The following is a 19,276-nucleotide window of genomic DNA, read 5'->3' as shown; positions in this document are numbered from 1 at the left end:
ATGACAGTATATAACATCAACTTAGGCATTGGCTGGGCCAGCAGCGGTGTAGAATACGCCCAAGCTTATCGGGCCCAGCTATTGCGCAGAATCCAGCAGCCGGCTAAGTTTATCTTTATGGATATGATTTTAGCGGATAATATTCAGCATCTGACGGAAAATATTGGTTTTCTGGATGAGGAAGTTATCTGGCTTTATAACTATTTTACTGATATCAAGATTGCACCGACGACGGTGACGCTGGACCAGGTGCTGGCTCAAGTCGCTGGTCAGCCGGAGCGCTCAGAGAGAGAGGGCAAGATTGTCCGCTATTTCTATCCGCAAGATGATCAGTTTATCACTTGCTATCTGCGGCAGGAAGACCAGGACTTTGTGGAGCATGTGGAGTATGTCTCGCGGGGGAGATTGATTCGCAAGGATTATTTCTCCTATGTCCGCTATGCCAGCGAGTACTTCGCACCCCACAATGACGCCGCCACCCTTTACCAGCGCCGCTTCTACAATGAAGACGGCAGTGTGGCCTATGACATGCTGATAGAGGATGGTCAGGAAGAGCTCTATCGCTTTCCAGATCGGATTTTCTATTCCAAGGCTGAGCTGGTTCGTTATTTTCTCCAGCGTTTGCAGCTGCAGGCAGATGATGTGGTCATCTTGGATAGGGAGACAGGGATTGGTCAGATTGTCTTTGAGGAGAGCCAGAAGGCTAAGCTGGGAGTAGTGGTCCATGCGGAGCATTTCAGTGAAAATGCCAGCAGTGATGACTACATTCTCTGGAATAATTTCTATGACTACCAGTTTACCAATGCTGACAAGGTAGACTTTTTCATCGTGGCAACAGAGGCTCAGAAAAGGATTCTAGAGCTGCAGTTCCAGCATTACTCGGACAAGCAGCCCAAGATTGTTACCATACCGGTAGGGAGTCTGGACCAGCTGACTTATCCCAAAGAGCCTCGCAAGCCTTTCTCTATGATCACGGCTTCGCGTCTCGCTACGGAAAAACATATTGATTGGCTAGTGGCAGCAACTGTCCAAGCCCATGCCCAGCTGCCTGAGCTGACTCTTGATATTTACGGTAAGGGGGGCGAAGAGGAGAAGCTGCGCCGCAGGATTGATGAAGCAGGAGCTCAGGACTATATTCGGCTCAAAGGGCATGCAGATTTGAGTCAGATTTATGCAGGCTATGAGCTTTATCTGACGGCTTCAACCAGTGAAGGCTTTGGTCTAACGCTCATGGAAGCGGTCGGATCAGGTCTGCCCCTCATTGGCTTTGATGTCCGCTATGGCAATCAGTCTTTTATCGATGATGGTAAAAATGGTTATCTGATACCGGTCAGTTCCAATCAGGTCGAGGATCAGATTATTGCTGCTTTTGTGGAGAAAATAATAGCTCTCTTTAGCCAAGGACGCCAGCAGGAGATGAGCCAACACTCTTATCAAGTGGCCGAGAATTATTTGACCAGCCGGGTTGAAGCGGCTTGGTCCCAGCTTTTAAAGGAGGTCAAAGATGATTCAGCTCTTTGATTATTACAATCAGGAAACCCAGGATCTGCATGATTCCCTCCTTGCAGCTGGCTATGACTGTCCGACCATTGTCATTGAGGCCAATGGTTTTCTGCCGGACGACATGATCTCCCCCTATACTTACTTTCTGGGGGATGAAGAGGGAGCAGACCACCCGCTCTTTTTCAATCAAGTGCCAGTGCCCCCTTTCTGGGAAATCACAGGCGACCACCAGTCGGCGCGTGTCAGTGACATGGGAGAAGAAAGAGCACGGATTCACTACGCCAGTCAGGCCAGGGGCCGGCTGGTCAAGCAGGTGGATTGGCTGGATAAAAAAGGCCAGCTGCGACTGAGTGAGCGTTATAATAAGCAAGGCCGTTGCTTTGCCAAAACAGCCTATAAATCAGGCCAGGAGGCTTTCAACACAACCTATTACAGCACTGATGGTCAGGAGCGTATCGTGGAAAATCACGCCACCGGTGACATTATCCTGACCCTGGACCAAGAGCCCTTGCGGATTTTTAAAAGTCGAGTGGATTTTATACGTTTCTTTTTGGAGCGGTTAGACTTGGACTTGGATCACATTCTCTTTAATTCGCTGGCTAATTCTTTCCTGGTTTCCCACAGCTTGACAGGTCGAGCTAGCCAGGATATTCTCTTTTGGCAGGAGCCTCTGTATGATGAGATTCCGGGCAATATGCAGCTGATTCTAGAAAATAGTCAGCTGCGGGCGCAGACCATTGTCATTCCAGATTTAGCAACTTATGAAAAGGCCAAGAGTCTGGCAGCGACTGACCAGCAGCAGAAGTTCCTGCATCTGGGCTATCATTATGACTTCAAGCGGGACAACTACCTACGAAAAGATGCCTTAATCTTGACCCATTCAGATCAGATTGAAGGCTTAGAGACCTTGGTTCAGTCCCTGCCACAGCTAGTCTTTCGCATTGCTGCCCTTACGGAAATGTCGCCTAAGCTATTGTCTATGCTGTCCTATAAGAATGTTGTCCTTTATCAAAATGCCAGTCTCAAGCAGATCGAGCAGCTCTACTTGGAATCAGACATTTATCTGGATATCAATCACGGCGGTCAGGTCCTGCAGGCAGTGCGCAAGGCTTTTGAGAACAATCTCTTGATTCTAGGCTTTGAGCAGACTCTGCATGACAGGCACTACATTGCCCAACAGCATATTTTCGACAGCAGCCAGCCAGCTCAACTGGCATCAACTTTGGAAGAAGCCTTATCTGGTGTTGAGCAGATGCGGTCAGCTTTGCAAGCTCAAGGCCGACATGCCAATGATGTACCCGTCAGTCTTTATCAGGAGACTCTCCAAAGCTTGTTAGGAGGTCAGCATGGCTAAAAAAGATTTATTTCATAAGGATATTGAGGGACGGTTAGATGAGCTCAAGCATGGCAAGCCCAAGAAAGAAAAGGCCAGCTTGGGGGAAAACCTCAACAAAGCCTTTGTCATCGTCTTGGGCTTGATGATCTTGATTGGCTTGATTTTTACATTGATTGGAGCCTTGAGGAAATAAAATGCAAATAATATTGATTATACTTACCATTGTAGCTGCCCTAGTTTTGATTTTGCTGGTTAGTCTTTTTCCCAGAGAGAGCCAGCAATTTTACAGAGACACCAATACATCGATTGGCAAGTCAGGCTACTGGGAAACCCATCTCGCAAAGAAAATCCTAGTTCTTTTGGCAAGCCTTGCCTTGATTGTGCTCATGATTTTCTTTATGATTCAATCTATCTAGCATCTGTTTAGGAAGTTACTCAGACGACTGCTAAATAAGAAAGACCCTCTATTGCAGACAATAGAGGGAATTTTTATAAGCAAATTTTTTATGTAAAGGTTTTAATTTCTGAAAGCACCTTGATATTTTTCTGAAAAGGAGTAAACTGGATATACAAGTGATGGAGGTTTGGTATGAAATTATACGTTCAGTTGATGATTATTTTTATGATTTCCCTCGTTGGAGAAGGAATTTCAAGTGTTTTCCACCTGCCTGTTCCGGGCAGTATCATTGGTCTGGTTTTGCTGTTTTTGGCTCTGCAGTTCAAGCTCCTGCGCTTGCGTCATATCAGTATGGTTGGCAATTTTCTCTTGGCAAATATGACCATCCTTTTTCTGCCTCCAGCAGTTGGCATCATGGATAAATTTCAGGTCATTGCACCTTATCTGCTGCCGATTATTTTGATTGTTTTAGGAGCGATTGTGCTCAATGTCTGTGTGATTGCAGTTGTGGTGCAGCTGATTAAGACTCGTTTTGAAGGAGATTATGAGGAAGGAGACGCCAGCAATGTCTGATTTATGGAGCAACCCTCTCTTTGGCCTTGCCTTGTCTATCTTGGCCTATCTGTTCGGTCTATTGATTTTTCGGAGATTTCCTCATCCTTTGACAACACCGTTGCTGATTGCAGCAGTTTTGGTTATTGCATTTTTAAAATTAACCGGTATTTCCTACAAGGATTACTATGTCGGCGGCTCCTATTTAAACAACCTAATTGTGCCATCTACGGTTGCTTTGGGGATTCCGCTTTACAAGACTTTTCATTTGATGAAGCACCATGCACGCAGTATTTTGATTGGGACCTTTGCGGCGGTTGTAGTCAATACCTGCTTCACTGCTCTGATGGCTAAATTTTTCGGCATGGATTTCTTTCTGGCTGTTTCTCTTTTTCCGAAATCTGTCACAACGGCCATGGCTGTCGGTATCACAGACAAGCTGCAAGGTCTTGCTACAGTGACCTTAGTGGTGGTGGTTGCGACGGGCATTCTAACCAGTGTATTAGGACCAACGCTTCTTAAGCTCTTAAAAATAACGGATCCAGTAGCTATTGGTCTTGCTTTAGGGGGAACTGGCCATGCGGTAGGAACGGGAACCGCCTTTAAATACGGCCAGGTCGCAGGAGCTATGGCAGGACTTGCGATTGGCGTGACCGGCCTCATGTATGTTCTGGTCAGCCCCATCGTGGCAGCGATTATTCTGAAGTAAAAATAAACAAGGTTGAAACGTTTTGTTTCAACCTTGTTTTGCTTATTGCAGATTTAGTTTGTTTTTTACAATGGTATGGATTGTAAAATAGAAACCAAAAATTTTGACCAGTTCAAAGACGATTCGGATAATAAGAAAGGCATCTAGCATCATTTCAAAATCCGTATCGGAGTGACTATAATCGTATGGAGAAAATAGGCCGTACGGATTTAAGAAACTAGGTAAGAAGATTGACAGGACCGCCAGAACACTCCAAATCAAAAATCCGAAAAGCACAGCCATCATAATCCGATTCTTCTTAAATAGCTGTCCGACTGAGATTGCTAGATAAAAGAAGAGGATACCAGAAAGTATTTGAAGGAGATTAAGGAAGCCGTATTTGACAATCCAAAGCCATAAATCTGGGATTTCGCCAATATATTTAAAAATCTCATTAAATGAATAGCCTGTAATAGGGAGGGCAATGCCAAAAATGACAAGGCCGCTAATAAACATGATTAGCATACACAAGAGGGTCCAAACAAATGCGGAAAGAAGTTTAGACAGAAGAATCTGATGCGGCGTAACCGGCAAGGTCCAAGTCAGGTAGCCTTCTCGCCCAAAAACATTTTTATAAAACCGACGGATGATAATGATGGTATTGGACAGAAAGACAGCGCAGGATGCAGAAAAAAGCAAGAGGAAGAGTAGGTATAAAGTGAAAATAACACCACTAGTAGCCATTGGGTAGTCACTATAGCGTTCCATGACCTCAGGTCTCAAGCTGCTGCCAGTTATAAATCCCATCAAGATAGAGAGAGACAGAAGAATGGCAAAGGTGATACAATACCATTTGTAATTAGACTTAAAGTCGTATTTAAACAGTTTTCCAAACATATAATGAAGTCCTCCTAATAAAAGCGAAACTGGCTGCGGAAGAGATTATCAATGGATTGATTGTACTGTTGACGCAGCTGATTAGCATTTTCATGCAAAAAGATCTGACCTTGGTTAATCAGGATTACTTCATCCAAGATTGGCTCGATATCTGCAATCAAGTGGGTGGAAATGATGACAGAAGACTGAGGTGTGCGGTTTTGGATGATGGTCTGCAGGATATAGTCACGAGCAGCCGGATCAACACCACCAATAGGTTCGTCTAGGATATAGAGTTCCGCATGGCGGCTCATGACCAGAATGAGCTGCATTTTTTCTTTATTTCCTTTTGAAAGGCTTCCGATGCGTGCTTGAGGATCGATATGAAGATCCTTTAGAAGCTGCATGGCTTTCGTGCTGTCAAAATTATCATAAAAATCTTGGAAATATTTTACAGCTTCGATTACTTTGGAGCTGTCGCTCAGATAAGTCGTATCTGGCAGATAGGAAACGATTCTTTTGGTATCAGGAGAAGGTTTGACGCCTTTGAGATAAATATGACCAGAGGTCGGCTGCAAGAGACCATTGATAAGCTTGATAATAGTTGTCTTGCCGCTTCCATTAGGACCTAGAAGTCCGATGATTCTGCCGGGCTGGATATTTAAGCTCACATCATACAGAGCGGGTGCGTCGCCATAATTTTTATGGACATGGTCAAGATAGACCAGAGGATACTGATTCATACATGTCTCCTTTATTTTCTTCAATTTACAATTATTATACCTTTTCCTTAGGAAAATGGCAAAGAAAGCCGGAAAGGGTGAATGGAATCTTTCTGTTCAGTCAAACTCCTATTTCCCTCATTCAGTGAATTGCGGTATAATAGTTGTAAGAAGAAGCAAAGCATGTTCAAGGAGAAAAATGTGGTGATACAACTTGATACCAAGACTGTTTACAGTTTTATGGATAGCTTGGTCCCGATAAAGAAATATGTGCAGAAAGCCAAGGACTTAGGATACAGTCATCTGGGCATGATGGATGTGGACAATCTCTATGGAGCCTATCATTTCTTAGAGGAAGCCGAATCTGCGGGACTGCAGCCACTTTTAGGCTTGGAGCTGAGTCTGATCAAGGCAGAGCAGGAGCTTCATCTCCGTCTGCTGGCCTTGGACAGTCAGGGCTATCGCAATCTGATGAAAGTCTCGACTCTCAAGATGATGGGACAAAAAAACTGGGAGGATTTCCAGCATCTCTTTAAGGGATTGGCTGTGATTGTTCCTGCTTTTGATGGAGTAGCAGATCTGGATTTGGGGTTGGATTTTTATGTTGGTGTCTTTCCAGCAACGCCCAAGCAGGAGTTCGGTCGGCCAACCCTGCCCCTGCATACTGTCCGATATTTTGACACGGGGGATTTGGAAACCTTGCAGATGCTCCGGGCTATTCGAGAAAATGCCAGCCTGCGGGAGATTGGCAGCCTTCCCAATCATGAGTTTTTGCTGGCACCAGATGCTCTGGCAGGAGCTTTTAAGGAAACTTTCCCAGAGAGTCTGGCTAATCTTGAGAAGCTAGTCCGTCATGTTCACTATGATATCAATAGGGAGCTGAAACTACCTCGCTTTAATCGGGAGCGGCCAGCTGTGGAAGAACTAAGGGAGCGGTCTGAAGCTGGCTTAAAAAAACGCGGTTTAACAGGTAAACTTTATCAGGAACGGCTGGACCAGGAGCTGGATGTCATTCATCAGATGGGCTTTGATGATTATTTTCTCATTGTCTGGGATTTGCTGCGCTTTGGTCGCAGTCAGGGCTATTATATGGGCATGGGCCGAGGATCTGCTGTTGGCAGTCTGGTGGCATATGCCTTGGAGATTACTGGGATTGACCCAGTCAAAAACAACCTGCTCTTTGAGCGCTTTCTAAATCTAGAGCGCTATACCATGCCCGACATTGATATCGATATTCCTGATGTTTACCGGCCAGAGTTTATCCGCTATGTTCGTGACCGCTATGGCAGTATGCATGCGGCTCAGATTGTGACCTACTCGACTTTCGGAGCCAAGCAGGCCATTCGCGATGTTTTCAAGCGTTTCGGTCTGCCAGAGTATGAGCTAACCAATATCACCAAGAAAATCCGCTTTGGCGATAGTCTGACCTCTGCTTATGAGAAAAATATGGGCTTTCGTCAGATTATCAACAGCAAGCTAGAATACCAAAAGGCTTTTGATATTGCTAAAAAAATCGAAGGTCATCCCCGTCAGACTTCTATCCACGCAGCCGGCGTTGTGATGAGTGACAATGACCTGACTGATCAGATACCGCTTAAATACGGTGAGGACATGTATATCACCCAATATGATGCCCACGGTGTGGAGAGCAACGGTCTGCTCAAGATGGACTTTCTGGGCTTGCGCAATCTGACCTTTGTCCAGCGGATGAAAGAAGCAACACTGAAAAAATATGAGGTAGATATTGAGATTGCAGACATTGACTTGGAGGATGCAGACACTCTGAAACTCTTTGCGGCTGGCCAGACCAAGGGGATTTTCCAGTTTGAGCAGCCGGGTGCAATCAGCCTGCTCAAGCGAGTTCAGCCAATTTGCTTTGAGGAAGTAGTGGCCACAACCTCTCTCAATCGTCCTGGAGCCAGCGATTATATTGATAATTTTGTCAAGAGAAAGCACGGGCTAGAGCAGGTGGAGCTGATTGATGACAGTTTGGCTGATATTCTAGCTCCGACTTACGGTATCATGCTCTACCAAGAGCAGGTTATGCAGGTGGCCCAGCGCTTTGGTGGCTTTAGTCTGGGGAAAGCCGATATTTTACGAAGAGCAATGGGTAAGAAAAATGCTGCTGAAATGCATCGCATGCAGGAGGACTTTGTTGCAGGTGCTCTCAAGCTAGGGCATTCGGAATCCAAAGCCAAGGAAGTCTTTGCTATTATGGAGAAGTTTGCTGGTTATGGCTTTAACCGCAGCCACGCCTATGCCTACTCAGCTCTGGCCTTTCAGTTGGCTTTCTTCAAGGCTCACTATCCAGATGTTTTCTTTGATGTCATGCTTAATTATTCTAGCAGTGACTATATCACCGATGCCTTGAGTTTTGACTTTGAAACAGCACCCCTCAGCATCAATAATATTCCCTACCATGATAAGTTTCAGGATAAAAAGATTTTTTTGGGTCTGAAAAATATCAAAGGCTTGCCTAGGGATTTGGCATACTGGATTATAGAAGAGCGACAAAATGCCACCTTTACTGGGGTGGAAGACTTTATTCTGCGCCTGCCTCAGAATTACCATAAGATTCCACTGCTGACTCCTCTGATCCAGCTGGGGCTCTTTGACAGTTTTGAGAAAAATCGCCAAAAAATTCTAGCCAATCTGCCTAATCTATTTGTATTTGCAGATGAGCTGGGCAGTCTCTTTGCGGATACGACTTATTCTTGGACAGAGGCTCAGGATTTCAGCGATGCTGAAAAGTTTGAGCTGGAACAGAGCATTATCGGTGTGGGGCTTAGCGATCACCCCTTGGTTAAACTGGCCAAAGAAGCGGACCAGCCCTTTAGCTGGATTAGTGAGCTGACGGAAGATAGCAGAGCTAGGATTTTAGCTCAAGTCCAGACTATCAAGACTATCCGGACCAAAAAGGGCGAGAATATGGCTTTCTTGCAGGTTTCAGATACGAAGAAAAAACTGGATGTCACCCTTTTTCCTGATACCTATCGTCAGTTGGCCGAGCGTATTAAGGAAAAGGGGGTTTACTACTTGACCGGCAAGGTGCAGGAACGGGATGGACGCTTACAGTTGGTCTTGTCAGATATAGAAGAAGCCACTACAGAACGGTTCTGGATAAAACTTGCTGGACATGAGCATGATCGGGAAATATCTCATATTTTGCAGAAATACCCCGGCAATATTCCGGTTGTCCTGCGCTATGAAGATGAGAAGCGAACCATGTCTGCACCGAATTTTCGAGTGGAGAAATCGGAGCAGCTGCAAGAGGAATTGAAGAATTATACTATGAAAACGATTTTTCGTTAAAAAATATGGAAAATAAGAGAATTTTCATGATGATTGTGGTATAATCTATAAGAATGTTAAAAAGAAAAAGGAGCAAAAAGCGAAATGAAACGTATTGCTGTTTTGACTAGTGGTGGTGATGCCCCTGGTATGAATGCTGCCATCCGTGCGGTTGTTCGTAAAGCAATTTCCGAAGGAATGGAAGTTTACGGTATTTATGATGGTTACGCTGGAATGGTAGCTGGCGAGATTTACCCACTTGATGCAACATCAGTTGGTGACATTATTTCTCGCGGTGGAACTTTCCTTCACTCTGCTCGTTACCCTGAGTTTGCCCAAGTTGAAGGGCAGCTGAAAGGGATTGAGCAGCTTAAAAAACATGGAATTGAAGGTGTCGTTGTTATCGGTGGTGATGGATCTTACCATGGTGCGATGCGCTTGACAGAGCATGGCTTCCCAGCTGTTGGTGTTCCAGGAACCATTGACAATGATATCGTCGGAACAGACTTCACTATCGGTTTTGATACTGCTGTTACTACAGCTATGGATGCGATTGACAAGATTCGGGATACCTCATCCAGTCACCGCCGTACTTTCGTTATCGAAGTAATGGGCCGTAATGCTGGTGATATTGCTCTTTGGGCAGGTATTGCATCTGGTGCGGACGAAATCATCGTTCCTGAAGAAGGTTTCAAGATCGAAGAAGTTGTTGAAAGCATTAAGAATGGCTATGCTAAGGGCAAGAAGCACAACATCATCGTCTTGGCTGAGGGTGTCATGTCAGCGGATGAATTCGCTGAGAAGCTAAAAGAAGCTGGTGATATGAGCGACTTACGTGTCACAGAGCTCGGACATATCCAGCGTGGGGGCTCACCGACTGCGCGTGACCGTGTTCTTGCATCTCGTATGGGAGCACATGCTGTTAAACTGCTTAAAGAAGGTATCGGCGGAGTTGCTGTTGGAATCCGCAATGAGCAGATGGTTGAAAGCCCAATTCTGGGAACTGCTGAAGAAGGAGCACTCTTTAGCTTGACTGCTGAAGGCAAGATTGTTGTCAATAATCCGCACAAGGCTGATCTGGACTTGGCTGATTTGAACCGCAGCATCAATATTTAATCATTATTTGTTATTCAGGCCAAAAGGCCAAATAGAAGAAGGAGTTTCATACAATCATGAATAAACGTGTAAAAATCGTTGCAACATTAGGTCCTGCGGTAGAAATCCGCGGTGGAAAAAAATTCGGTGATGACGGATATTGGGGAGAAAAGCTGGATGTTGAAGCATCAGCTCAAAACATTGCTAAGTTGATTGAAGCTGGCGCAAACACATTCCGTTTCAACTTCTCACACGGTGACCATGCTGAGCAAGGAGAGCGCATGGCAACTGTTAAGCGTGCAGAAGAAATTGCTGGTCAAAAAGTTGGTTTCCTTCTTGATACAAAAGGACCAGAAATTCGTACAGAATTGTTCGAAGGCGATGCAAAAGAGTATTCATACAAGACTGGTGAAAAAATCCGTGTTGCTACTAAGCAAGGTATCAAATCTACTCGTGAAGTCATTGCTTTGAACGTTGCTGGCGGATTGGACATCTACGATGATGTTGAAGTTGGCCGTCAAGTATTGGTTGACGATGGTAAACTTGGTCTTCGTGTTATCGCAAAAGACGCTGCTACTCGTGAATTTGAAGTAGAAGTTGAAAATGACGGCATCATTGCTAAGCAAAAAGGTGTGAACATCCCTAACACTAAGATTCCTTTCCCAGCACTTGCTGAGCGTGACAATGACGATATCCGCTTTGGTCTTGAGCAAGGAATCAACTTCATCGCGATTTCATTTGTACGTACTGCAAAAGACGTTAACGAAGTTCGTGCAATCTGTGAAGAAACTGGTAATGGCCATGTTCAATTGTTCGCGAAAATCGAAAACCAACAAGGTATCGATAACTTGGACGAGATCATTGAAGCTGCTGACGGTATCATGATTGCCCGTGGTGACATGGGTATCGAAGTGCCATTCGAAATGGTTCCAGTTTACCAAAAGATGATCATCACTAAGGTCAATGCAGCTGGTAAAGTGGTTATCACAGCAACTAACATGCTTGAAACCATGACAGAAAAACCACGTGCAACTCGTTCAGAAGTATCAGACGTATTTAACGCTGTTATCGATGGAACTGACGCAACTATGCTTTCAGGTGAATCTGCAAATGGTAAATACCCACTTGAGTCAGTAACAACAATGGCTACTATCGATAAGAACGCTCAAACCCTTCTTAACGAATATGGACGTTTGACAACTGATAACTTTGAGCGTAACTCTAAGACTGAAGTTATGGCTTCAGCAGTTAAAGATGCTACAAACTCAATGGATATCAAGTTGGTAGTTACCCTTACTAAGACTGGTCACACAGCTCGCTTGATTTCTAAATACCGTCCAAACGCTGATATCTTGGCTATCACTTTTGACGAATTGACTCAACGCGGTCTTATGCTGAACTGGGGTGTTATTCCAGTGACTACTGAAACTCCATCTAATACAGACGATATGTTTGAAATCGCTGAAAAGATTGCGGTTGAGCAAGGCTTGGTTGAATCTGGTGATGATATCGTTATCGTTGCTGGTGTGCCGCTTGGTGAAGCAGTTCGTACCAACACAATGCGCATCCGTACAGTACGTTAATCTAAGACAACAAAAAAGAACCGTTGATTGGAAAATCACCGGTTTTTTTCTTGTCTATGTGATACCACTTATCTTACTTGAGAGAAGAACAAGTTTGAGAATTGATTTTTGAAATAAAATTGTACCTTTGTCTATTTTGTCTAAAAATGATATAATGGTATAAAAGAGATGGGGGAGACGAATGTTAAAGAGAGATTTATTAAGAAATATTATTATTTTTTCAGTACTGGCAGCTATCATTATAGGGCTGAGAGTTTTTATTTATACGCCTTATCGGGTGACTGAGCAAGACAGCAATGCTTATTTGGCAAAGAATGACTTGGTCTTGGCGACGAGAAAGCAAGACATCAAGCGTGGGGACTTTGTCCTCTATGAAGTGGATGGCAAAGACTATGTCGGCCGGGTCATTGCCCTGGAAAAGGATCAAGTGACCTATATGGATGACCTCCTTTACCTGAACGGTCAGGTCATGTCGGAAGAATACATTGAGAAAATGCGCGAGAAATATTTGGCTTCAGCAGGAAGTTCAGGTTATTATACTCATGATTTCTCTATTATGGATTTGAAGGGCTCAAAGTCAGATAAAATTACTAAAGATACTTATCTGATTCTTAATGACCGACGGGAAAATACGAAGGACAGCCGAGAATTTGGGCTCATCAAAGCCAGTCAAATCAAGGGAGTGGTGGAGTTCCGACTCTCACCGCTTAATGAATTTGGTTTTATTAAGAATAAGTAAATTAAAGTCTATTTTCAACCAAGGCAGGGCAACCTTGGTTTTTTTCTTTGAAAATCAATTTTAAAGTTACAAGTAAACATAAAGATACTTGTTCTGATGTGGTATACTAATATTAAAAGACTGTTAAAGGAGACTGCTCTTGAAGTCAAGAAAGAAAAAATTATTATTTTTGGCTATACTTGCAATGAGTTTTCTGTCTGCATGTAGCAGCATAGTAAATAGAGATGGTGAAAAAATATGGATGTCAGATACAGAAATGACAGAGCTTCATAAGAAAGAGCAAAAGCTTGCACTTTATATCATTAATCATTATGAAGATGTTCAAAAAATTGAATTTGATGAATTTTCCAAGGGAAATTTATGGAAAGGGGATTCCGTTAGTCTCATTGTAAATGACACCAGTTATATCCCACATATTTCTTTGGAGTCAAAGGATGAAAGCTATAATATAAATAATGATTCTCACACTGATTCGACAGAATTGACTTTTCGTCTGAAAAAGAAAGAGAAGGTCACAAATTTTAAAGATACGGGTGAGACAGATGTTATTTACTCTGGAGAAAATGCTTGGCTGACGACTGAGGAAAAAGTAAAGGTACGCAACCAGGAAGAGGGGCTGGCTTTATTTTTACTGAATCACTATGAAAATGTTGAAAAAATTGAATTTACAAAGATTTCAAGAAAGCCTTTTGGACAGGCAAGATATGCTGCTTTACTTGTTAATGATAAGATAAAGATTTATACCGACCTAGATGATAGCTATGACAACTATTATTTGTCTGACAATCCTGAAAAAGACGGCCTGAAAGCTAAAGAGAAACTAACAAATTTGCAAAGTCTAGATAATATTACTGTTATTTATTATACAGGGAAATGAAGGATGTGTTGCAATGAAAAAGCCAGACTGATTTAATCATCAGACTGGTTTTTTCGTGTCTCTTGGTGAAAGATGTTTTGCCATACTTCGTGGCGGCGCCAGAGGCTGGTATGGATAACACCGTCCATTTCATAGCGGATGAGCTTGGTTTTCTGGCTGACAGAGAGCAGTTCAACGTTCTTGATAGGTGTTTTTGAGGCTCTTTCTGCCAGAAATTCAGCCTTGTTCAGCTGTCGGCCATCTTGGGAAATATAGAGAAATTCAGCAGACAGAAGCGTATCCAGTTGGCTACCTTGCTCCACGAGCTGTTCGCGCATGAGCAGGTTTGGGTAAAGATTGTCCAACGTCTCATCTTCGGGAATGGGAGCGGGCTCAATATGAATATCAATATCAAAAACTCCGAAACGCTCCATAAGCATTTCCTCAACTTGGTCCGCAATCTCATGGCTTTCAAAAACAGATAAATCAGGATTCATTTCAAGAATAATATCCAGATAGATATTACTGCCATAGGTCCGGCCACGCTGTGACTTGACTTGAGTGATTTTAGGAATTTCCAGGATAGCTTGCTTATAGTCTTGGAGCAGGCTTTCATCAAATCCGTCGGACAGGCTGAAGGAAGATTCCATAAAGATATCATAGGCCGTCTTGAGAATGAAGAAGGTGATGACAATGGCTGCCAGCTTATCAACTATTGGAAAGTTAAAGGCGCTGGCAATGATAGCAACTGAAGTGCCGATAGAAGTGACAGCGTCTGATAGGTTATCCTTGGCTGTGGCATCCAGAGCCTTGGAGTGAGCTTTTTTAGCCAGTGTTTTATTGTAAAAATAAACACCCAACATAATGATTGACGAGATAATCCCGACCACGGCACCAACAGGGTCAAGCTCGGTTTCTTGATTGGAGATGATTTTCTGAATGGTCTCAATCAGGACATCAAATCCAACGAAAAACATGATAAAAGATGTGATGAGACTGGCCAAATCTTCTATCTTCCAATGGCCGAAGCGATGGTCACGGTCGGCTGGTTTTCTAGCCATACGCAGGCCAATTAAAACGGCGATATTAGCCACGATATCAGAGACGTTGTTAAAGCCGTCGGCCGTCAGACTGGAGGACTGGAGGGTCGAGCCTGCGATAATCTTGACCGCGGAGAGAATCAGATAGGTAGCGATGGACAGGATGGCTCCTCTCTCCGCTAGTTTCAGATTGTTACTAGGATTTTTCATGACAGCCTTTCTTTTTGAGTGGGGCAGCAGAATGGAAAAGAGACTTGCGAAAAAATGTCATCTATGGACAGATGCTCTAAGTCTCATATGGGCATATTATAGCAAAAATAGACCTGATTTTCAATTTCCGTCGGGCTTAGGGTGCCTTAGATGACTTTGCCGAAAATCTAACCTAAAATCAGAAATTCCTCTTCTTTCTGGTTTAGCTTCATCAGGATTTTTGTTATAATAGTAGCATTGACTTTGAAAGAGGAAGAAAAATGCATCCTTTATTAAACGGTATGAATGATCGTCAGGCTGAGGCGGTTCAAACAACAGAAGGGCCTTTACTGATTATGGCGGGAGCTGGTTCGGGTAAGACCCGTGTCCTGACCCACCGCATTGCCTATTTGATTGATGAAAAAATGGTCAATCCATGGAATATCTTAGCCATTACCTTTACCAATAAGGCGGCGCGGGAGATGAGAGAAAGGGCTGAAGAACTCAAAACAAAGGCCCAAGATTGCTTAATAACAACCTTCCATTCCATGTGTATACGCATCTTGCGTCGAGAAGCAGATCATATTGGCTACAACCGCAACTTCACCATTGTTGATCCGGGCGAACAGCGGACTCTGATGAAGCGAATTCTCAAAAATCTCAATCTGGATCCTAAAAAGTGGAATGAGCGCGCCATTCTGGGGACTATTTCCAATGCTAAGAACGACCTGATTGATGAGGTGGCCTATGCGAACCTAGCTGATGATTTGAATACAAAGATTGTGGCCAAGTGCTACATGGCCTATCAAAAGGAATTGCGCCAGTCTGAGGCTATGGACTTTGACGACTTAATCATGCTGACCTTTCGACTTTTTGACCAAAAATCTGATGTCCTGACCTACTACCAACAACGTTACCAGTACATCCATGTAGACGAGTATCAGGATACCAACCACGCCCAGTACCAGCTGGTCAAGCTCTTGGCTTCCCGCTTTAAGAATATCTGCGTGGTCGGAGACGCTGACCAGTCTATCTATGGCTGGCGGGGAGCCGATATGCAGAATATCCTGGACTTTGAAAAGGATTATCCAGAAGCTAAGGTAGTTCTATTAGAGGAAAACTATCGTTCCACCAAAACCATCCTTCAGGCAGCTAATGAAGTCATCCGAAACAATCGCAACCGCCGTCCTAAAAATCTCTGGACTCAAAATGAAGACGGTGAGGAAATTGTCTACTATCGGGCTGATGACGAGCAAGACGAGGCTCTCTTCGTCGCCCGAACCATTGATCAGCTAAGTCGAGAAGGCTACAACCATAGGGATTTTGCAGTCCTTTACCGAACAAGTGCCCAGTCACGTACGGTGGAAGAAGCCCTGCTCAAGGCCAATATCCCCTATACCATGGTGGGGGGAACCAAGTTCTACAGCCGCAAGGAAATCCGCGATGTTATTTCTTATCTCAATCTCATTGCCAATCCTAGCGATAATATCAGCTATGAACGCGTGGTCAATGAGCCCAAGCGTGGTGTCGGACCAGGTACTGTTGATAAGATTCGAAATTTTGCAGCCAGTCAAGAAATCTCCTTGCTGGATGCGTCGGCCAATATCCTGCTGTCGCCGGTCAAGGGTAAGGCTGCTCAGGCGGTCTATGATTTTGCCAATATGCTTCTGGATTTGCGGGAGCGCTTGGACGACTTTACAGTGACGGAGCTGGTAGAGGCTGTATTGGAAAAGACAGGCTATTCTGCAGCCTTGGCTGCCCAGGCAACCTTGGAAAGCCAAGCTCGGATTGAAAATATCGAAGAATTCCTGTCTGTAACCAAGAACTTTGATGAAAATCCAGATAATCCTGCTGATGAGTCTGGTCTTGATAAGCTCAGCCGTTTTCTCAATGACTTGGCCTTGAACGAAGACTCTGATGACGGAGATACGGAAAGTTTCGAAGTGACGCTGATGACCCTCCATGCGGCCAAGGGATTAGAATTTCCAGTCGTTTTTATTATTGGTATGGAGGAGAATGTTTTTCCTTTTAAATGGCGAGAAAACAAAGATAAAGAGCTGGAAGAGGAGCGGCGTCTTGCTTACGTTGGCATCACCCGAGCAGAGAAGATTCTCTATCTGACTAATGCCAAGTCTCGAATGCTTTATGGTGAAAGAAAGTATAATGAACCTACCTGTTTTTTGAGAGAAATCAGCTCAGACCTGCTAAACTATCAGGGACTGGCTCGACCGGCAAATAGCTCCTTTAAGGTCAGCTATACCAATAGCGATATCAGCAAATTCGGTCAGGGCATGAGCCTGGCCCAGGCTCTACAAGAGCGGAAACGTCAGGCGGCACCAAGTTCGATTTCTACAGGCAGTCTGCCTTTTGGCAAGAGCAGCCAGCTATCTAAGCCGGAAGTTGATTGGGCTATCGGAGATATTGCCCACCATACGAAATGGGGCGATGGAACAGTTTTGGCAGTCTCTGGCAGCGGAAATAGTCAAGAGCTCAAGATTAATTTCCCAGAGGTCGGTCTGAAGAAAGTGCTGGCCAGCATAGCACCGATTGAGAAAAAATCATGATGAGGCGGTCGATTGAAGCCTGGATTTATCATCCAGAGGATGGAGAAATCTTGCTCTTGAAAGTTGAGGATGAGAATGTTTCCTTTTGGCAGCCCATTACTGGAGGGATTGAGAGCGGAGAGAGTCCAGAAGAAGCTTGTCTTCGTGAAATAAGAGAGGAGACAGGCTTGGTCTTAGCTTGTTCAAACCTGACGGCTCTTGGAGATTTCACAGTAAAGATTGATGAAAATCTGACCATCCACAAAAATCTCTTTCTAGTTCTGACAGAGCAGAAAGAAATCCGGATTTCTGATGAGCATGTGGGAGCTCAGTGGATAGCTTTAGACAAAGTTTCGTCGCAGTTGTACTGGGCTAGCAATCAGGCGACTTTTGAGATTATATCTGAGAAGCTATAAGATATAGCTTCTCTTTATTTCTTTTGATAAGGAAATTCTATTAGTCAAGCGAGACGTTTAGTGGTAGACTTATCACATAACTATAGTGAGGTGACCTTATGACACGTGAATTTAAATTTGAAACTCTGCAGCTTCATGCTGGACAGACAGTTGACCCGACAACTAAGTCGCGGGCTCTGCCTATTTACCAGACAACTTCCTATGTGTTTGATGATACGCAGGAGGGAGAAGATCTTTTTGCCCTACGTAAACCGGGCAATATCTACACTCGGATTACCAATCCGACCCTGTCTGCTTTTGAGGAGCGGATTGCGGCTTTGGAAGGTGGGGTTGGAGCTCTAGCAACAGCTTCTGGTATGGCGGCCCTTACCTACACCATTCTAGCCTTGGCGCATGCTGGTGATCATGTAGTAGCAGCCTCTACCATCTATGGCGGTACCTTTAATCTGCTCAAGGAAACCCTGCCTCGCTATAGCATTACCACGACTTTTGTGGATATTGAAAATCTGGCTGAAGTAGAAGCAGCTATTCAGGACAATACCAAGCTGGTTTTGATTGAAAGTTTAGGCAATCCGCTGATTAATATCCCTGACTTTGATGCTTTGGCTGAGCTGGTTCATGCTCATAAAATTCCGCTGATTTCCGACAATACCTTTGCTACTCCTTATCTGATCAATGTCTTTTCTCATGGAGTGGACATCGCGGTGCATTCTGCGACCAAGTTTATCGGTGGTCACGGAACCAGCATTGGCGGTGTGATTGTGGACAGCGGTCGTTTTGACTGGGAAGCTTCTGGCAAGTTTCCGCAGTTCGTGGACCCAGACCCGAGCTATCATGATATCAGTTATACGCGCGATGTCGGAGCAGCAGCCTTTGTCACTGCTGTCCGGACCCAGCTCTTGCGCGATACGGGCGCAGCTATGTCTCCCTTCAATGCCTTTCTTTTCCTACAAGGGTTGGAAACTCTCTCTTTGCGAGTAGAGCGCCATGTGTCCAATGCGGAGAAGATTGTAGATTTCTTAGCAGGGCATCCAAAGGTTGAGCAGGTTAATTATCCTAAGCTTGCTGACAGTCCTTATCATGCTTTGGCAGAAAAATATTTCCCTAAAGGTGTAGGCTCTATCTTCACCTTTAATGTCAAAGGTGGGGAAAAAGAAGCTCGTAAGGTTATTGACAGCCTAGAGATTTTCTCTGACTTGGCCAATGTAGCAGATGCTAAGTCGCTGGTCGTCCATCCAGCTACAACAACTCACGGTCAGATGTCGTCAGAGGCTCAGCTGGCAGCAGGCATTACACCAAATCAAATCCGTCTCTCTATCGGTCTGGAAAATGTGGAAGACTTGATAGAGGATTTGAGAATCGCCTTGGAATCTATCTAATTTTCAGGGCCTCTAGACAGAGCAAATAAGATTAAAACTAGGTTTTCGCCTAGTTTTTTGTTATAATGAGA

General features: G+C 44.3%; 17 protein-coding genes. 14 read left to right on the top strand and 3 right to left on the bottom strand.

Going from position 1 to position 19,276, the window contains the following annotated elements:
- The 6 genes from gtfA (at position 1) to K1I94_RS04625 (ending at position 4,497) form a co-directional block, all read left to right on the top strand.
- Positions 1 to 1,521 carry an accessory Sec system glycosyltransferase GtfA gene (gtfA, locus tag K1I94_RS04650; RefSeq protein ID WP_223314575.1) on the top strand — a complete coding sequence of 507 codons (1,521 nt, stop codon included), beginning with the start codon at positions 1 to 3 and terminating at the stop codon, positions 1,519 to 1,521.
- A complete protein-coding gene (gene gtfB, locus K1I94_RS04645; RefSeq protein WP_223314574.1) occupies positions 1,505 to 2,857 on the top strand; it encodes an accessory Sec system glycosylation chaperone GtfB in 1,353 nt (450 codons plus the stop codon). Before gtfA ends, gtfB begins: the two co-directional genes overlap by 17 nt.
- The gene (gene asp4, locus K1I94_RS04640) at positions 2,850 to 3,032 is read left to right on the top strand and encodes an accessory Sec system protein Asp4 (RefSeq protein WP_125377559.1); all 183 of its coding nucleotides are present in this window, start codon (positions 2,850 to 2,852) and stop codon (positions 3,030 to 3,032) included. Before gtfB ends, asp4 begins: the two co-directional genes overlap by 8 nt.
- A gap of 1 nt (position 3,033) precedes the next feature.
- The gene (asp5, locus tag K1I94_RS04635; RefSeq protein ID WP_223314573.1) at positions 3,034 to 3,255 is read left to right on the top strand and encodes an accessory Sec system protein Asp5; all 222 of its coding nucleotides are present in this window, start codon (positions 3,034 to 3,036) and stop codon (positions 3,253 to 3,255) included.
- Between the two features lie 173 nt (positions 3,256 to 3,428).
- Positions 3,429 to 3,809: a CidA/LrgA family protein gene (locus tag K1I94_RS04630; protein WP_002900667.1), complete on the top strand. Its 381-nt coding sequence runs from the start codon at positions 3,429 to 3,431 to the stop codon at positions 3,807 to 3,809.
- A complete protein-coding gene (locus tag K1I94_RS04625) occupies positions 3,802 to 4,497 on the top strand; it encodes an LrgB family protein (protein WP_223314572.1) in 696 nt (231 codons plus the stop codon). The genes K1I94_RS04630 and K1I94_RS04625 overlap by 8 nt, the downstream gene beginning before the upstream one ends.
- 42 nt (positions 4,498 to 4,539) lie before the next feature.
- Here K1I94_RS04625 and K1I94_RS04620 read toward each other — a convergent pair whose 3' ends face one another.
- Both K1I94_RS04620 and K1I94_RS04615 read right to left on the bottom strand, forming a co-directional pair.
- Entirely contained in the window at positions 4,540 to 5,373 is an 834-nt protein-coding gene (locus K1I94_RS04620) for a lantibiotic ABC transporter permease (RefSeq protein ID WP_223314571.1), read from the bottom strand.
- A gap of 14 nt (positions 5,374 to 5,387) precedes the next feature.
- Positions 5,388 to 6,095: an ABC transporter ATP-binding protein gene (locus K1I94_RS04615; RefSeq protein ID WP_002913696.1), complete on the bottom strand. Its 708-nt coding sequence runs from the start codon at positions 6,093 to 6,095 to the stop codon at positions 5,388 to 5,390.
- Between the two features lie 180 nt (positions 6,096 to 6,275).
- On the opposite strand from K1I94_RS04615, the gene K1I94_RS04610 reads away from it, so the two are divergent.
- The 5 genes from K1I94_RS04610 (at position 6,276) to K1I94_RS04590 (ending at position 13,659) form a co-directional block, all read left to right on the top strand.
- On the top strand, positions 6,276 to 9,386 hold the full coding sequence (locus tag K1I94_RS04610) for a DNA polymerase III subunit alpha (RefSeq protein ID WP_317627925.1): 3,111 nt from the start codon (positions 6,276 to 6,278) through the stop codon (positions 9,384 to 9,386).
- Between the two features lie 84 nt (positions 9,387 to 9,470).
- Positions 9,471 to 10,481, top strand: coding sequence for a 6-phosphofructokinase (gene pfkA / locus K1I94_RS04605; protein ID WP_002895919.1), 1,011 nt, complete (start codon positions 9,471 to 9,473; stop codon positions 10,479 to 10,481).
- A gap of 56 nt (positions 10,482 to 10,537) precedes the next feature.
- Positions 10,538 to 12,043, top strand: coding sequence for a pyruvate kinase (pyk, locus tag K1I94_RS04600; RefSeq protein WP_002921681.1), 1,506 nt, complete (start codon positions 10,538 to 10,540; stop codon positions 12,041 to 12,043).
- A 181-nt stretch (positions 12,044 to 12,224) separates the two neighbouring features.
- Complete coding sequence (gene lepB, locus K1I94_RS04595) at positions 12,225 to 12,782, top strand: signal peptidase I (RefSeq protein ID WP_223314569.1); 558 nt, start codon at positions 12,225 to 12,227, stop codon at positions 12,780 to 12,782.
- A gap of 139 nt (positions 12,783 to 12,921) precedes the next feature.
- On the top strand, positions 12,922 to 13,659 hold the full coding sequence (locus K1I94_RS04590) for a hydrolase (RefSeq protein ID WP_223314568.1): 738 nt from the start codon (positions 12,922 to 12,924) through the stop codon (positions 13,657 to 13,659).
- A 32-nt stretch (positions 13,660 to 13,691) separates the two neighbouring features.
- Here K1I94_RS04590 and K1I94_RS04585 read toward each other — a convergent pair whose 3' ends face one another.
- Positions 13,692 to 14,888 carry a cation diffusion facilitator family transporter gene (locus tag K1I94_RS04585; RefSeq protein WP_223314567.1) on the bottom strand — a complete coding sequence of 399 codons (1,197 nt, stop codon included), beginning with the start codon at positions 14,886 to 14,888 and terminating at the stop codon, positions 13,692 to 13,694.
- A 260-nt stretch (positions 14,889 to 15,148) separates the two neighbouring features.
- Between K1I94_RS04585 and pcrA the strand changes: the two genes are divergently transcribed.
- The 3 genes from pcrA to K1I94_RS04570 all read left to right on the top strand — a co-directional run bounded on the left by pcrA (position 15,149) and on the right by K1I94_RS04570 (position 19,205).
- Complete coding sequence (gene pcrA, locus K1I94_RS04580) at positions 15,149 to 17,431, top strand: DNA helicase PcrA (protein WP_223314566.1); 2,283 nt, start codon at positions 15,149 to 15,151, stop codon at positions 17,429 to 17,431.
- Complete coding sequence (locus K1I94_RS04575; protein WP_223314565.1) at positions 17,428 to 17,826, top strand: NUDIX hydrolase; 399 nt, start codon at positions 17,428 to 17,430, stop codon at positions 17,824 to 17,826. Before pcrA ends, K1I94_RS04575 begins: the two co-directional genes overlap by 4 nt.
- A gap of 98 nt (positions 17,827 to 17,924) precedes the next feature.
- Complete coding sequence (locus tag K1I94_RS04570; RefSeq protein WP_223314564.1) at positions 17,925 to 19,205, top strand: O-acetylhomoserine aminocarboxypropyltransferase/cysteine synthase family protein; 1,281 nt, start codon at positions 17,925 to 17,927, stop codon at positions 19,203 to 19,205.
- The last annotated feature ends 71 nt before the right edge of the window (positions 19,206 to 19,276 follow it).

This window comes from Streptococcus sanguinis, assembly GCF_019929145.1.
Taxonomy (GTDB): Bacteria; Bacillota; Bacilli; order Lactobacillales; family Streptococcaceae; genus Streptococcus; species Streptococcus sanguinis_U.
The sequence above is the reverse complement of the archived record's forward strand: the minus strand, read 5'-3'. Positions and strand labels throughout refer to the sequence as shown.